This window comes from Wolbachia endosymbiont (group A) of Urophora cardui (assembly GCF_964028435.1).
Lineage (GTDB): Bacteria > Pseudomonadota > Alphaproteobacteria > Rickettsiales > Anaplasmataceae > Wolbachia.
Genome location: NZ_OZ034774.1, coordinates 1,657,179 through 1,672,642, shown reverse-complemented (window position 1 = coordinate 1,672,642; position 15,464 = coordinate 1,657,179). Strand labels below are relative to the sequence as shown.

The 15,464-nt window shown below is 35.7% G+C and carries 18 protein-coding genes and 2 pseudogenes; 2 read left to right on the top strand and 18 right to left on the bottom strand.

Annotated elements, in window-relative coordinates; all coding sequences use genetic code 11:
• Positions 1-77 precede the first annotated feature (77 nt).
• The 7 genes from dnaN to ABWU38_RS08090 all read right to left on the bottom strand — a co-directional run bounded on the left by dnaN (position 78) and on the right by ABWU38_RS08090 (position 6,245).
• Positions 78-1,232 carry a DNA polymerase III subunit beta gene (gene dnaN, locus ABWU38_RS08120; protein WP_353272261.1) on the bottom strand — a complete coding sequence of 385 codons (1,155 nt, stop codon included), beginning with the start codon at positions 1,230-1,232 and terminating at the stop codon, positions 78-80.
• 123 nt (positions 1,233-1,355) lie between these two features.
• Complete coding sequence (locus tag ABWU38_RS08115; protein WP_353272262.1) at positions 1,356-1,853, bottom strand: invasion associated locus B family protein; 498 nt, start codon at positions 1,851-1,853, stop codon at positions 1,356-1,358.
• Positions 1,846-2,739: an RNA polymerase factor sigma-32 gene (locus ABWU38_RS08110; RefSeq protein ID WP_253309418.1), complete on the bottom strand. Its 894-nt coding sequence runs from the start codon at positions 2,737-2,739 to the stop codon at positions 1,846-1,848. The genes ABWU38_RS08115 and ABWU38_RS08110 overlap by 8 nt, the downstream gene beginning before the upstream one ends.
• Before the next feature lie 305 nt (positions 2,740-3,044).
• On the bottom strand, positions 3,045-3,296 hold the full coding sequence (locus tag ABWU38_RS08105; protein ID WP_253309417.1) for a hypothetical protein: 252 nt from the start codon (positions 3,294-3,296) through the stop codon (positions 3,045-3,047).
• A gap of 494 nt (positions 3,297-3,790) precedes the next feature.
• Positions 3,791-3,916, bottom strand: a complete 126-nt coding sequence (locus ABWU38_RS08100; RefSeq protein ID WP_264732015.1) for a hypothetical protein — start codon at positions 3,914-3,916, stop codon at positions 3,791-3,793.
• A 972-nt stretch (positions 3,917-4,888) separates the two neighbouring features.
• Complete coding sequence (gene dapF, locus ABWU38_RS08095) at positions 4,889-5,677, bottom strand: diaminopimelate epimerase (RefSeq protein WP_253309959.1); 789 nt, start codon at positions 5,675-5,677, stop codon at positions 4,889-4,891.
• Positions 5,658-6,245 carry a nitroreductase family protein gene (locus ABWU38_RS08090; RefSeq protein WP_353272263.1) on the bottom strand — a complete coding sequence of 196 codons (588 nt, stop codon included), beginning with the start codon at positions 6,243-6,245 and terminating at the stop codon, positions 5,658-5,660. The genes dapF and ABWU38_RS08090 overlap by 20 nt, the downstream gene beginning before the upstream one ends.
• A gap of 81 nt (positions 6,246-6,326) precedes the next feature.
• On the opposite strand from ABWU38_RS08090, the gene ABWU38_RS08085 reads away from it, so the two are divergent.
• Together ABWU38_RS08085 and ABWU38_RS08080 are read left to right on the top strand one after the other, a co-directional pair.
• A complete protein-coding gene (locus ABWU38_RS08085; protein WP_264687867.1) occupies positions 6,327-6,854 on the top strand; it encodes a biotin transporter BioY in 528 nt (175 codons plus the stop codon).
• The gene (locus tag ABWU38_RS08080) at positions 6,851-7,261 is read left to right on the top strand and encodes a DUF1284 domain-containing protein (RefSeq protein WP_353272264.1); all 411 of its coding nucleotides are present in this window, start codon (positions 6,851-6,853) and stop codon (positions 7,259-7,261) included. The genes ABWU38_RS08085 and ABWU38_RS08080 overlap by 4 nt, the downstream gene beginning before the upstream one ends.
• 1,092 nt (positions 7,262-8,353) lie before the next feature.
• On the opposite strand, the pseudogene ABWU38_RS08075 reads toward ABWU38_RS08080, so the two are convergent.
• The 11 genes and pseudogenes from ABWU38_RS08075 to trmD all read right to left on the bottom strand — a co-directional run.
• Positions 8,354-9,056, bottom strand: a pseudogene (locus tag ABWU38_RS08075) (transposase); the annotation flags it as partial.
• An 80-nt stretch (positions 9,057-9,136) separates the two neighbouring features.
• Entirely contained in the window at positions 9,137-9,397 is a 261-nt protein-coding gene (locus ABWU38_RS08070) for a type II toxin-antitoxin system RelE family toxin (protein ID WP_253303276.1), read from the bottom strand.
• Entirely contained in the window at positions 9,394-9,651 is a 258-nt protein-coding gene (locus tag ABWU38_RS08065) for a hypothetical protein (RefSeq protein WP_264688165.1), read from the bottom strand. The genes ABWU38_RS08070 and ABWU38_RS08065 overlap by 4 nt, the downstream gene beginning before the upstream one ends.
• Before the next feature lie 40 nt (positions 9,652-9,691).
• Positions 9,692-9,925 (bottom strand): hypothetical protein, encoded by a 234-nt coding sequence (locus tag ABWU38_RS08060; RefSeq protein WP_353272265.1) that lies wholly within the window; start codon positions 9,923-9,925, stop codon positions 9,692-9,694.
• Positions 9,925-10,536: pseudogene (locus ABWU38_RS08055) on the bottom strand (terminase gpA endonuclease subunit); the annotation flags it as partial. The pseudogene ABWU38_RS08055 and the gene ABWU38_RS08060, both read right to left, overlap by 1 nt.
• 345 nt (positions 10,537-10,881) lie before the next feature.
• Positions 10,882-11,199 (bottom strand): recombinase family protein, encoded by a 318-nt coding sequence (locus tag ABWU38_RS08050; RefSeq protein WP_264687852.1) that lies wholly within the window; start codon positions 11,197-11,199, stop codon positions 10,882-10,884.
• Positions 11,193-11,369, bottom strand: a complete 177-nt coding sequence (locus ABWU38_RS08045; protein ID WP_264687851.1) for a hypothetical protein — start codon at positions 11,367-11,369, stop codon at positions 11,193-11,195. The genes ABWU38_RS08050 and ABWU38_RS08045 overlap by 7 nt, the downstream gene beginning before the upstream one ends.
• Before the next feature lie 703 nt (positions 11,370-12,072).
• Complete coding sequence (locus ABWU38_RS08040; protein WP_264687850.1) at positions 12,073-12,870, bottom strand: phosphoribosylformylglycinamidine synthase subunit PurQ; 798 nt, start codon at positions 12,868-12,870, stop codon at positions 12,073-12,075.
• Between the two features lie 6 nt (positions 12,871-12,876).
• Complete coding sequence (locus ABWU38_RS08035) at positions 12,877-14,127, bottom strand: PstA family ABC transporter permease (protein ID WP_253307221.1); 1,251 nt, start codon at positions 14,125-14,127, stop codon at positions 12,877-12,879.
• A gap of 249 nt (positions 14,128-14,376) precedes the next feature.
• Positions 14,377-14,754: a 50S ribosomal protein L19 gene (rplS, locus tag ABWU38_RS08030; protein WP_253307222.1), complete on the bottom strand. Its 378-nt coding sequence runs from the start codon at positions 14,752-14,754 to the stop codon at positions 14,377-14,379.
• Positions 14,738-15,448, bottom strand: a complete 711-nt coding sequence (gene trmD, locus ABWU38_RS08025; RefSeq protein WP_264328690.1) for a tRNA (guanosine(37)-N1)-methyltransferase TrmD — start codon at positions 15,446-15,448, stop codon at positions 14,738-14,740. The genes rplS and trmD overlap by 17 nt, the downstream gene beginning before the upstream one ends.
• Between the last annotated feature and the right edge of the window lie 16 nt (positions 15,449-15,464).

The following is a 15,464-nucleotide window of genomic DNA, read 5'->3' as shown; positions in this document are numbered from 1 at the left end:
GTAACGTTCTTAGTGAAATAAGTGTCATACCGCCACGGTATCTCCAGATCCTGCTAACAAGAAGCGGGATGACAAGTTTAAGTTCTCATTGGCATCACTACATATAATACACTTGAATCGTCTTCATCAGTGATAATTGTAGCACTATTACCATCGGCTAAGCTAAACTTACATTTATTTTTTATGCAGGATAGAACATCAAGTAAATAACGCGAGTTAAACCCTATTTCTATAGGGGCTTCATTGTAGTCCACTTCTATGGATTCAGTTGCATCATTGCACTCTTGAGAGTTTGAATGCAGAGTCAGCAGCTTTTCTTGTAGTGAGAATTTAATGGATTTTACTTTATCAGATACAACAACGGAAACTCGATCTATAACATCTGAAAGTTTTTTACTTTCAATAATCATATGCTTATCTTGAGATGCTGGAATAACTGCTTTATAATTTGGAAAAGTCCCATCTATTAATTTTGATATTAGAATATATTCACCGCATGTAAACTTGATTTTTCTGTCTGAGAGTTTTACATTAATTTCACTACAGTCGTCCAATATTTTTAACAGCTCCATAACAGTTTTACGTGGAATGATCACACCAAATTCGCCATTGATGTTCCCAGGCTTTGGTCTCTTTATACATGATAAACGGTGACCATCAGTTGCAACGCAGTACAGAAACTGCTCGTCTGTATGTAGATATATTCCATTTAAATTATACCTTGTATCATCTAGTGATACAGCAAATTTTGTTTTAGTTAATAAGTCTATCAGGTCCGTATTTAGTAGAATAAAATCATGTTTATAATTGTCTTCTTCAAGAGCAGGAAAGCTGCTTGAAACTACATTCGGTAAAGAAAAGTTTGCATTTCCGCAAGACATCAATAATTTTCTTTGGTTGTTTACTTCAAAATTGACATCCAAATCAGCGGGTAACTTCTTCACTATGTCATGTAAAGTATGCGCTGAAATTTTTACTTCTCCTTCTGTTAATACGGTTGCAGCAAGTGAGGCAAACATTGAAATGTCAAGATCAGTTGCCATTAATTTTATGCTGCCGTGTTGTGCTTTGATATTTATACATGCCAAAACATCTATTGCATTACGCCTTTCAACCACTCCACTTACTCTGGATAATGTATTTAAAAGACTTGTACGGCTCACGCTAAAACGCATCTGCTCGCACACAGAATTTTTTTTGATTTCTGTATCTACACCTGCAACCTCTGACATTGCTAACTCTCAAAAATATATTTTAAATGATATCCACATCCTATATAAAGTAAAGTGCTATTTATATTTCCATTGAAAGAGTAGTCCAGTTTATACTATAGCTGGGTATTTTGTTACAATGATTTACTTTGTATGACATAAATCATGCATTTTTTGATACGCTTTTTGAAAACCAAGTAGGGAATAAGTATCATCAATGGTCACTGTTTTTGTTTTTCCATTAACTACCATTGATAATCCCTGCTTCATTTTTAGAATGAGATCTTGATCTATTTTTGTATGCTCTGCCCACGCAAAACTTCCCTGTATTATAGGCAGTGTATATTTAATTTTTTTGTCGATATTGAGAGCTACAGGCTCCTTATCATACTGAAAACCAGAGGTAACGCTTACCTCATCTGCTTTTTTATCAACATAACTGACCATTACATACGGCTTGCGATTGGTTGTATAATGCTCGCTTTTTGTCTTAGGGTAAGATACAATGTAACACACTTTCTCTCCATCTTCTGATGTAGTATATACAAGCCAGTCTTTGTATTTTTCCTTCAATTGCACATCACTAACCGATGCAAAAGCGCCTATTGAAAAAAATATTAGAAATATAAAAAAACTACGCATGCAAACCAAATTTCAAACTTTCTGATTGTATATATTGTTTTACCTTAGCCATCGCCTGCTCAGCCAACTGTCTTATTCTTTCTCTTGAAACACAATATTTTTTACTAAGTTCATCTAGAGTTTGAGTGTTTTCAGACAAATATCTACTGATAAAAATGTCTCTTGCCCTTTCGTTAAGGCTTGCTAGTGCATTGTTTAAAATTGTTTCTTTTAATTCTTTTTCTTCATGATTCTGATAGGTTACTTCTTGACTGACCAAGTTACATGGGATCATATCTTGCAACTCCCTTTTAGAGTCATCACCTATTTTTATGCAATCGTTTAGCGACTGATCCTTACAAGCCAAACGGTAATTCATCTGCAGAACATCTCCTTCGGATACAGAAAGCTCATTAGATATTGCTTTTATTTCTTCATTGCTTAAAGTCTCTCTGTTTGTATACTGTAAAATTCTTTTTTTTATTTTACGTAAACTAAAAAATAATCTTCTTTGTGCTTGCGTTGTGCCTATTTTCACGAACGACCAAGATTTCAATATAAAGTCTTTTATTGAAGCTTCAATCCACCACACTGCATAAGTTGAAAAACGAAACCCTAAATCAGGATTAAACTTTTTTACTGCATGCATTAAACCCATATTCCCTTCCATGACCAGATCCATCAACAATAGTCCATAATTTTTGAATTTCATTGCAATTTTCACTACCAAATTCAAATGGCTGGTAATCAATTTATGAGCAGAAGAAATATCCTTATATTGGTTCCAATTTTTTGCTAATCGTACCTCTTCCTCTTGAGACAGCATAGGAAATTTTTGCACTCTAGCAATATATTGCATGAGATTGGTTCTGCTATCAACACATAAGCTTGCCATTGGGGTCAACATAACAACTTAAATTAAAACTTCATATATATAATATATTGATTTTCAAGCAAAAATTCAAGCTTTGATTTGAAAAAAGTATAAACCTTCTATCTAATTGGGATCTTAAAGACGATAAGCCCCAGCACAGCTACCTGGGTAACACTATATATGACATCCTGCCAGCGTGTAATGATGAACATTATAGTTTAAATACTTAGTAAGTGGTGTTATTCCAGTGCCTTGACACTGGAATCCACATTTCTTTTTTCTAGATCCCAGTGGGCTTTGTTGCATAGCAACGTAAGTTTTTTCCAGAGTAAATAATTTTATGCGACTATTTCAAATTTAGGCATACCAATTGCAGTAAATTTGTTCATTAAGTAGCATTTAATAAGCAGTTTCTTCTCTCTATTTGTCTCAGATTTATTCTTAAAACTAAACCCAAATATTCGCTTCAACCTTGAGAAAAATCCTTCAATATACGATCTTTTTCCGTAATTTACTTCTTCTTTCCATCTTTTTATACCATTCTCACCATGTAATTTCATTAACTGAATAGCGGCATTTCTATCAAGCATATAATCCAATTTTGGATGCTCTGCTGCGTTGTTTTTCGGAGGAATTTTCGTTTTTATGCCATATTGATTACACAGCTTATAGAGCTTTTATAGCATATTTAACATCAAATTTCCCCAATGCTCCATAGTGATCAGAGTAAACGCCATTACTGTATTTTGTAGCTATGACTTGTTTGCTCAACATTATGTGCAATTTTCTTACTTGTTTATAGCCGCGGTACTCTCTATCTTTGCTATTCTCTTTGCTGTGTGTTGTTGTATATACTAATTCCTGTACTGTCTATAGCAATTTCGATATCTTCCATGTTATTTTTATCAACTCTGCAATCATTGATCTTAATATCAAGTTTCTTTTGATGCTTGTGAATAGCTGCAAATTTTTTCCTATTTGTTCAATGTATCCCTCTAAAAATCCCACTCAAACCTATTCTGAATAGATGGGTTATTATATGTATCAAAATTACCACTTTGTTGCTGTAAATATTGTTGCCACCCTACATTTTTGGCCCAATTTCATACCAATTTTCTATGGCTTCGTTGATATAATGAAAAATATTTCCTCTTTTTTCTAGAAATTTGTTATATTCTCTATGGTTACTGACTCTCATTTTTTGTGGCATATTTATCCTTAAATCGTCATTTTATAATGAATTTAGTCAGTAATCACTAGCTTTTCTGCTGCTATGCAACAAAGCCCACTGGGATCCAGATTGGATACTGAGTTGGTGAGTATAAAAGTATAGCTAACGTGAGCTCTGCGTCATGCCGCCACGGTATCTCAGCAGATCCCGCTAACAAGCAGCGGGATGACGATTGTCAGGGTGTCATCCCAGTGCCTCTTTTTTGTCATCCAAGTAGCCCCTTTTTTTGTCATCCCAGTGCCCAGACACTGGTTCACTCTATAATGGCAGTGCCTCTATGATGTAAGGAATCCAGTTTTTATGCAATCTCATCAAGAACGTTGTGTTTTAACGTAAGGTTGGCTACTGTTTACACTCACTAACTTAGCTGGATCCCAGTGTCTGGGCACTGGGATGACAGCAGTCCTACGTCATACCGCGATTCATTCGCGGTATCTCTTAACATAGATCCCGCTAACAAGCAGCGGGATGACACCTCTCTTGGGCTCTTTTAGCTACAAACGTTAAGAAATTTACCAAACGAAAAAAAAGGCAAAAGAAGCCCTGGTTATTGTCTATTTTCTGTATTGGCGTTTTTTTAAGTCTTAAACACTGCAATTTAGCTGCTTTTAAGTGCAGCTCACCTTAGTTCAAATGTTTAAGAAATTTACTAAGCAGAAAAAAAGGCAAAAGAAATCCCGTGTTAGCTAGTTGTCACTCTCTAATCCTGCAAATTGGCGTACTATACTGTCTTAAACGACTTATAAGCGCGTTTCAGCTTATATAGGTAAAAACCCAGAAATGTTGTGAAGACATAAGGTGCACATAGTGCAAAAAATTAAAAATAAGACGCCAACTACGTTGTTTTCTTGCTGTTTAATCTGCACAGATGAAGATAACTGAATACCTTCACTATCATAATAAGGGGGCTGGCGGAGTTTGTCAAGTAGTTTTGCATTGTGAAAACAACGATCACAAAAATCCTATATCACCGGTCATGAATACGTTATTTGCCCATTCGATTAATAACTTACCTCCTGGTAAATCTACTGAAGTCTGTTGGGCAGTCAGATATCCACGTAGTGTGGATGCAACAAGTGCTGCACAGGCTGCACTACCGCATGATGCAGTAATGCCTGTACCTCTTTCCCAAACTCTTAAAGCTATTTCTCCAGACTTTTCAACTTGTGCAATACTAATATTAATTTTCTGAGGAAATAGTACGTGATTTTCTAGCTTTGGTCCTAAATTTCGCAATGGTATTTCACTTATGTTATCAACAAAAAAAACTATATGAGGGTTACCAATATTTACTGCAACAGGATCTTTTAGCATTTCAAGCTCTATAGGTAAGTGAAGAGTGTCACACTCAGTAGACAAGGGAATTTCATGCCATTTTAGCAAAGGTTTACCCATGTTAACCTTTATGGATTTATCACCAACTTTAAAACACTCTAAAATGCGTTTGTTTACCAGCTCAATAGTGATATACTCAGTACCTTTTTCTGACATTATCAAATATCCAACACAGCGTGCTGCGTTTCCGCACATTTCAGCTCGACTACCATCAGCATTATAGATATGTATAAAGCAGTCTGCAGCATTAGACATTGTTATAATTATCACTTGATCACAACTGCTTTGATCAGCAATTTGTCTATAGTTCCAGTCTAAATTGTTTGTTGAACGTGAGTCTATGATAACAAAATTATTGCCAGTACCGTGCATCTTGATAAAATTTTTAGGACCTTGGCCACTCATCATAAAAAAATATTTCTTCTATTGGTCTTCTTTTTTTCTTACTTGTTTCAGCACCCTCTTCTTCGTAACCAACCGCTATCACTGACATTACATTAAAATCATCGGATATGTTGAATCTTTCTACTATTTTATCTCTATCAAATCCACCCATTTGATGAGCCATTAAGTTCACAGATGCAGCCTGTAGCATAAGTGCATAATTTGCTGCACCAGTATCATGACTAGCCCAAAGATTTTCTCCTTTACCTCGTTTACGGAAGTTTTTAGCACTGAAAGATATGATTAACACTTGTGCATCTTTTGCCCATTTTTGATTAGATTCATCAAGACAATTTAGCAGCTTTTCCCATGCGCTTTGATTGTTCTGTTTGTTGCATATCACATATCTCCAAGGTTCATCACCAAAACATGAGGGAGTCAGCCTTACAGCTTCCATTAAAATATCCATGTCTTCCTGAGATATTGCTCTTGTAGTATCGTATGAACGTCCGCTGTGTCTTACTTTCATCAACGATAATAGATCTTGTTTACTTATCATTTTTAATTTAATAGTGCATAAATAATTCATTGTAGCACAATATAAGCAAAATTTAAATTGCAAAACCTCTTATATATATTATATTTTATAAGTTATTTTTATTGGGAAGGTATGTTTATAACACAATCTAGCAGTAGATCAACACTGGCTGAAATATTGTCTTGCGTTTTACTTTTATTCTTGATGGCTCAAATAAGCGTACCATTGCAGCCTGTGCCTATCACATTGCAAACTTTAGGAGTAATGCTTATTGGGCTTAAATTTAACCGCAGAACAGCATTCTATTCTGTGCTTACATATCTATCACTTGGTGCAGCAGGATTTCCTGTTTTTGCGAATTTTTCTGGTGGTTATCACATTTTTCTCGGACCAACAGGTGGATATTTAATTGGCTTTTTAGCTGCTGTCATAGTGATGGGTGAAGTAAATGAACTCTTAAGCCTTAAATGTGAATTACTCGCGCGCAATTCTTTAAGTTGTCTGGCTGGTACAGTTGTAATCTTTATTTGTGGTGTTAGTTGGCTTGCTGTTTACTTGGGTCTGGGACAAGCAATAATGGTGGGTGTTTTACCATTTATCCTTCCTGGTTTGGTAAAAATTTTTCTACTCGTAGCGGTTTTGCAGTATTTGAAAAAGTGATAAGGTTTCGTCCTCATCATTTCATGTGCACCCTCGCGTTTCTGGGATATGGGTATTCTCAGGGTTTTGTAGAAAATTATAAAAAGATAGCAAGCAAAGTAATGAGTGATCCTAACACTCAAATCAAAGTAGTTGGCAATCTTGATAGTATTTGTAGTGCTTGCCCAAACCAGACTAAACAAGGTAAATGCACCGAACAAGCTAAAGTTTTAGAGCTAGATAGAAGGCATATGGGAATTTTAGGAATAAAAATTGGCGAGACTTTAACTTGGAATGAGGCGGTAAAAAAGATTAGAGAGAAAATGTCTTTAAAGAAATTTGATTACGCATGTGAGGGGTGCAACTGGCAGCCATATGGAATATGTAAAAATGCCCTTTTAAATTGTCGTTCCTATAAAGGTAGTTGACAAAATGTTAAGATAAATTGAAGCATTTTTGTGGAAATAGACTTCTTGCACTACCTCCCAAGCCACAACTGTCATTCAGTAGAAAAAAAACTTGCTTGACAAACTCCGCCAGCCCCCTTATTATAATAATAAGGGTATTCATGACTCAAAACTTGTTTTTGACCTGCAGGCTCAATGACAAAATTCAGTAAAAACTCAGGGTATTTATTGGCGGATTACATAAAATTATAGCGGCTGCATGTCTTTTAAATTTTTTCTACATTCAGCCAAATCGCGCTTATTTTAAGCGTTAGCACATTATTACAGCGCCACTTACAGTAATATAGAGTCAAAACTCGCACCACGGGGCTTCTTTTGCCTTTTTTTCCGCTTGGTAAATTTCTTAAATATCTTCTTAAATTTTATAGCTAATCAGTACTGGGATGACAAGAAAGGAGCACTGCTATTATAGAGTGAAATGAGATCCCAGTGTCACGCACTGGGATGACATTATAGGAGCACTGGGATGACATTATAGGAGTACTGGGATGACATTATAGGGGCGCTGGAATGACACCCTGACAATCGTCATCCCGCTACTTGTTAGCGGGATCTAGAGATACCGCGGCGGTATGATGCAGGAAAACCTAGCCAGCGTTAGCCATAACACAACACTTTTATACTCACCAAACCCAATGCATTACTTGCAATTAAGTTTCCTGGATTCCAGACTAGAATGACACCTTCATAAAAGAACCAGTGTCAGCTACTTGCATGACACCTTCCTGATAGACAATGTTCGTACAGTGTCAGCTACTCAGATAACAGGAAGAAGGTGCTGGGATGACAGGAGATACCGTCTTGTTAGTCAACAAAAAAATTATAAAAATTTCCCAAGTTGCATCATAAAATCAAAAAATACTTCCAATTGTGTAACAGTACACAGATTATAGTTAGTGGATATGTTGATAAGTAAACTTCATCTGTTTTGTGCGTATAAAACTAATTTACTTATCAACATATCCACTAACTATAATCTGTGTACTGTTACACAATTGGAAGTATTTTTTGATTTTATGATGCAACTTGGGAAATTTTTATAATTTTTTTGTTGACTAACAAGACGGTATCTCCTCTTTCTTTGAGGTCATTTAGCACTCCCAACCAGAAGTTAGCTCCTTCACTTTCAGCCAAATAAAAACCTAATACTTCTTTTTTGCCATTTTGATCTATGCCTAATATGTTATACATGCATTTACTTACGCAATGCCCGTCCTCTTTGACTTTAAAAAACCATGAAAACTATCGGATATACAGACTGCAGCGGGCGACTACGCCATTCGTTGATTACTGGTAGCAATTTGTCAGTAATACTTGATATCTCTGCCACCGATATTTTGTGATCATAAATTTCCTCAACATGTGACACTATATCTCTATAGCCCATACCACTGGCAAATGTGCTCAAAATCTTCGTTTCAAGCTCTGGATGTAAGTTTGTTTGCCTTTTTTTGACTATTTGTGGTTCGAAACTTCCTTCCCTATCTCTTGGCGTCAAAAGCTCAAATGACCCTGCGCTTGTACGTAAAGTCTTTGCATTCCTCCCATTTCTTCGATTATTCTCTTCGCTTTCAGCCGACAAGTGGTTTTCTATTTCACCTTCCAGGCTTACCTCCAGCAACTTTTTTATAAACGGTGTTAATGCTCCATCTCTTCCTGTCAACGGTCTTCCTTCTCGTATAGACAACAGGATATTTGTTTCTAATTCTTTATAATCTACCAAACCGGTAGTTCTGTTTACTACTTTCTGACTCATTGTCAAACCTCCATTTTTTTATATCAATTTATTACTTTTTTTTCGGTTTGACACAGTTTATTTAACACTCCCTTTACCTCTTAATAAATGGTACTTCTGTGTCCTATTTCTGTGATGATTACTGTGTTCTCTAATTTATCTACTTTATAAATAATCCGATAATCGCCTACTCTTAATCTTTTACTTCCTACTAATCTACCACTTAATGGTTTACCAAGATTAATTGGATCAATTGTAAGCCGCTCGTCTATAGCTCTTCTAATTCTTGATCTTATTGTTGGTGGTAAAGTAAGGAAATCTCTCTCAAGAACCTTTTCTGAATAGATAATATTGTATTTCACTCATCTTTAATTGTCTTTGCAGATAATATTTTATCCCAATCGACATCCTCACTTCTGACCGTCTTTGCATCTGGCACATCACGTTCTTTTATAATTTCAGCCATCTCTTTCTCTGCTTCAAATTCTTCTTTCACAAGACACACTAAAACTTCTGGTATAGTTTTATTCCATGCTTTTGCGACCTCTGTAAGATACTGAGCAAATTCACCCTCGAAACTTACATTAATATTGAGCTTTTTTTGACTTTGAGCCATATGATTAACCAGAAAACATCAACTATAGACTATAACATTTTTACACAATTTTGTCAATCCCCTTACTCGTTGAAATAACAATCTTTCTCTTTGGCTTCACACCTGCAACTTTTAACTCTGCTTTGATTCGTTGTCTTAAATCCAATAGATCTTTTATCTGAACTTCCCCATACCTAACCACATGATCGCTGTACGCAATTGATACTACTCTCTCTCCGCTCTGTAGCTTCTTTATCGCTTCTTCTACTTGAGTTAAATATTCTTGGTTGTACATCAACTTTTCTCACTCAACCATTGACTTCTTCTCACTCTCTTTGACTTTTTAGCTTTTTCACCTGCTAAACTTTCCCATTTACTCTCTGGCCAACGATCAATCCCCAGGGCAATAGACGCTGCTCTTGCGTAAATTCGGCAATCTAGTACTTCATTTCGGTCTCTTATCTTTTGCCACTCTTGTTTGGTATATCCTTTTACTACCTTGGTAATTAGTTGCTCTGCGGTTAGCTGCTTAAAATATTCAGGTGGATATTCGGGAAAATGACAATACCCCCGCGCCCCTTCTGTTAAAACATTAAGTAGCTGAAAAAGCTCGGACTTTAATATCGATACTCCAACTGGCCACAGCTTCATTCCTCTCTTTAGCTTTTGTCCGCTAACTGTTACATCTACTCTACTTGGGCTGCTAAGTGGCACTAGCGCTTTGTTTGCACCTTTCACTGCCATTACCCTCCCAGAGCCCTGGTGACCTCTTACCCAGTTGTATACTTCTTGTGTTGCATATCCAGCATCTACCGCCATCATACTTATCATGTATTCAAGCCCATTTTCACCGATAAAATGATGATTGAGTAGCTCCGAAAGTTTTCCCCATACTTCTTCTCCTCCCGGATGGCTTTGTTGCATCGCTAGCTATGATGGATTAAAGATAAAAAAGATGGAGAATATCAGTAGCTTATTATTCTGGTATTTATAACAAGAACGGTCAGTGAATACCTAAATTTGAGTAAAAGAAATTTCACTACCACTCACTAATCCGGCTAAAATTCAAGAATTTCAATGCTTTAGCTATTTTCAATAGAATTAAGTTTATTAATATAAATAATAAATTACTATTCTTAAATTTGATCAGATTGATTGCAAAAAAACAAGATTTTCAATAGGTTGCTTATAATCCTAGCTATAGTTAGCCTTTCATAAGTAGCGATGCAACAAAGCCATTCTGGATTATCGCTAATTAAAAAAAATGACTTCTACTCCTAGTTTCTTGAACTCTTCAAGTAATACCATCTGATATGCATACTTGCGAGATAAACGATCAGGAGAATGAATATAAACCTTATCAATGCTACCTTCTGCTATTTTATCACGTAATTTTTCTAAACCAGGACGGATTATATTAGAACCATTATCAATAAATTTATATTCATTTAATAATTTATGTCCGTCCATACTAATTTGATTCTCTATAGCAGCAATTTGACTTGCTATTGTACCTTCTTGTGCTTGTCTCCCTGAAGAAACTCTTGCATATAATCTAACTGTTACCATTTAACCCTCCTCAAATCTACTTTCTTACATTCAGAGTTTTCTTCCTTTTTGCTCACTTTTATTGGTTTACTTAACACTAATTTTTCATATGCATCTAATAGATACAACTCTGCTAATCTATTCACTTCATAACTACAACGAATACAAACTATTAATTTCTTGTTGCCCATTAGCTCTCCCATTTATTATTCATCGAGACATATGGTTATTTGATCACTAGCTCTATAAATAAATTCAACTCTCTGTTCTTTTTGTAGAAGCTTTCGGGAAATAGTTTTCTCAAGTTTCAGATTTCTTCCAATATTGTTGGCGGAGTCCCTACGTCATACCGCCGCGGTATCTCTTAGCCGCTAACAAGTAGCGGGATGACGATTCTTCAAATCGTCAAGGTGTCATCCCAGTGCCCTGACTACTTGGATCCAGAAAACTTAACTTTAAATAAGTGGCTGCATAATAAAGACTAGATTCCAGCGTCAAGCGCTGGAATGACACCATTTTCGGTCTCTTAAGTTGCTTTAGCTACAAACATTAAGAAATTTACCAAATAAAAAAAGGCAAAGAACTCCCGTGGTGCGAGTTTTGACTCTATATTACTGTAAGTGGCGCTGTAATAATGTGCTAACGCTTAAAATAAGCGCGATTTGGCTGAATGTAGAAAAAATAAAAAAGACATGCAGCCGCTATAATTTTATGTAATCCGCCAATAAATACCCTGAGTTTTTTACTGAATTTTGTCATTGAGCCTGCAGGTCAAAAACAAGTTTTGAGTCATAAATACCCTTATTATCATAATAAGGGGACTGGCGAAACTTGTAAAGTAATTTTTTGCAATATCAGGGGATAATTTCGACCATAAACCCCTACCAATAAATTTTAACAAAAATACTTTAGTGCATTTTCAAATATAAGCATTCCATCACCATATTTTGGCACAGCAATACCTAAACGCTTGCTCTTTTCTTTTTCAAGAGGCCAATTATCTTGCTGAGTAAAAAATATTCCCCTCTCTGGATGGGGCATTAAAGCTAGCACTCTTCCACTTTTATCTGATAAAGCTGCTAGGTCGTATGTAGATCCGTTCGGATTGTAAGGAAATTGTAGGTTAGCATAGTTGCCATTTTCATCAATGTAACGTAATGCGGTGGAATTGCTCTCAATCAATTGGTTCAAAATATCTTGATCCATAAAAAATTTGCCTTCCCCATGAGCAATAGGGAGATATAGTTCACTCAGGCCCCGTAGCCAAACAGAATTACTCTGCGGATTAACTCCCACTCTAATCCAACGGCATTGATAATTGCCTATATCATTATGGATTAAAGCTAGACTAGAGAACTCTGGAATTAATTTTACTAATATCTGACAACCATTACATATTCCTATAATCAGCTTGTCCTGAGATAAAAACTCTTGAAACTCATCCAACAAGTTGTTTTTAATACGTAAAGCAAACGCATTACCAGCACCAGTGTTATCACCATAGGAAAAACCTCCTGGAATTGCAAGTATATTGCTTAATTTCAGTTCACTTGGATTATCTATGATATCATTAATGTGAACGATTTTTACTTCAATATTACTAATACCAAGTTTTCTGCTGCATTCCATAAATGCAAATGCGGTTTCTTTTTCGCAATTTAAGCCATAACCAGATAGGACTGTGATTTTCATGAATTGCTAAAAATTAAAAAATTCGAATTTCTTTTTTACAAAATTTGCTACTAAATTTAACGCAAATAACACCAATAATAAAGCTATAATTGCAATAGCAGCAAGTTCAATAAATGCAATTTCAGGACTACTTGACCATATGTATATTTGCACAGGCAGAACAGTCGCCGGATCGAAAAAGGACGTAGGTGTATCAGCAATAAATGCCACCATACCTATCATAAGTAAAGGGGAAGATTCACCTAAAATCCTTGCAATTGCAAGCACAGTACCATGTATTATTCTTGGTAACGCAATCGGTAAAGAGTGATCTAATATCACCTTGATGTGAGGCGCACCGAGCGCAAACGCTGCATCTTTTATCGTAATAGGAACATTCGCAAAGGCATTTTTTGTTGCAATTATAATATTAGGTAACATCATAAATGAAAGAGTCATTCCACCAACAAGTGGTGAAGAGCGCGGTAGCCCAAATATGCCAAGATAGAGAGTTAAGCCCACTACACCAAATATTATTGAAGGCACTGCAGCAAGATTATTCATGCTAATTTCTACAATATTAGTCATTAGCCTATTTTTAGGCATAAATTCGTAAAGACAGATGCCCGACATAATTCCTATTGGTAATGCTAATGCTAGGCACACTATAATTGTCATTAATGAACCGATAAATGCCCCTAAAATCCCTGCATTCTCAGGTTCACGAGAGTCAGATTTAAGGAATAAAGACTTATTAAAAAATTTTTTCACTCTCCTCTTTTCTTTTAGCCAATCAAGTAATTTAGCATAACGATCATTCAAATGTTTATCTTTATTTATTGAATTAATTATACTTGACGCGGTAAACCAGATCTCATATTCACCACTATCTTTTACTTTCTTACGAAAAAATTTCTCTAGTTCTTTGTAAGAATTACGACTTAAAATTTCGTCACTGTCTTTAAAATCAGTTCCTTTAAACACCTTACGTAAAGAATCGTTGAGTAAGCCAATGGACTTATACCGCAAATCACTAGGATTATTTGTTAAAGTAAGATCAGCACTTATTTCAATTGGCAATAAAATTTTCGTTACTGTTAAGGCACTGTAAGAGTTAACTAATATACTCAACAATATACACACAGGACAGCCAAGTGAGATAACTAGTGCCGTGAAAGAGCAAAAGCGTAACGCTCTGTTCTTTTTATTTTTCCTTTTTATACGAGCATGTACACGCCTTGACTGAAGTAATTTAAGGAATTTTTTCTTTATACTCATTTATTTTCCCTGGATCCTATCGTCAAGCCCACAGCTGTACAAACGTCCAGTTTAATAAACGTTGATGTCATTCCAGTGCTTGACACTGGAATCCAGTTATAAAAATATTTACAAATCAGGCAATTGGTAACAGACTCCATGCTAAAAATAACATCCATGATATAGAATAAGGTAGATCCCAGTATCAGCTACTTGGATGACACTGGGGAAGTGCTGGGATGACACAATTGACATCACTCCCTATTGTATCTACTTAGATTTCTTTTTAACATAAGTAGTACGCTCTTTGATCCTTGCAGCTTTTCCAAATAGTTTGCATAGATAATACAGTTTTGCTCTACGAACCTTTCCTTTTCTTGTCACTTGCACTGAAACCAGTGCAGGAGAATAAACAAAAAATTGAGACACTATACTTTCTCCATGGCTCACTTTTCTGACTGCAAAAGAAGAATGCAACCCGCGGTTCCTTTTTGATATACATACACCTCCAAATATCTGTATACGTTCACTTGCACCGTCAACTACTTTAAAAGTGACCTTTAAATCATCACCAGGACGAAATTCTGGTATTTCTTTAGCTAACACTTGCATTTGCTGTTCGTTAAATTTTTTAAGTAAATTTGTCATTTATCTCTCCATTCAATAATTCAGGCCTACGCTTTTTTGTTATAACATGAGACTGCTTCTGCCTCCAATCACTTATTTTTTTGTGATTGCCAGATAACAAAACCTCAGGTACTTTATATCCCTTCCACTGCTCAGGTCTAGTATATTGAGGATATTCAAGCATACCACCATCATAACTAAAACTTTCTTCAATAATACTATCGGAATTATTTACTACACCTGGAAGAAGTCTAATGCATGCATCGAGAACCACCATCGCAGCTGGCTCACCTCCTGAAAGTATATAATCTCCGATACTTAATTCATAAGGAGTATACGCATCAATTATCCTTTGGTCAATACCTTCAAATCGACCACACAATATTGTTATATGAGGAAACTCTAATAATTCTCTGGCAATATTCTGATTAAACTTAGTTCCAGATGGAGTCATGTAAATAAACTTAGTGTTTTTATGAACAGAGAGCATACTATCTACTGCATCACCAACTACATCAGAACGCATAACCATTCCTGCTCCACCTCCATATGGAACATCATCCACAGTTGAATGTTTATCTTTCGCAAAAGAACGAATATTTATTACTTCAAGGTTCCATATTTTTTTTTCTAACGCTTTTCCGGCAAGAGAATAGTTCAAAAACCCGGGGAACATTTCTGGAAATATGGTTAATATTGTAACATTGAATGCCATTAAGGTTTATTTTAAG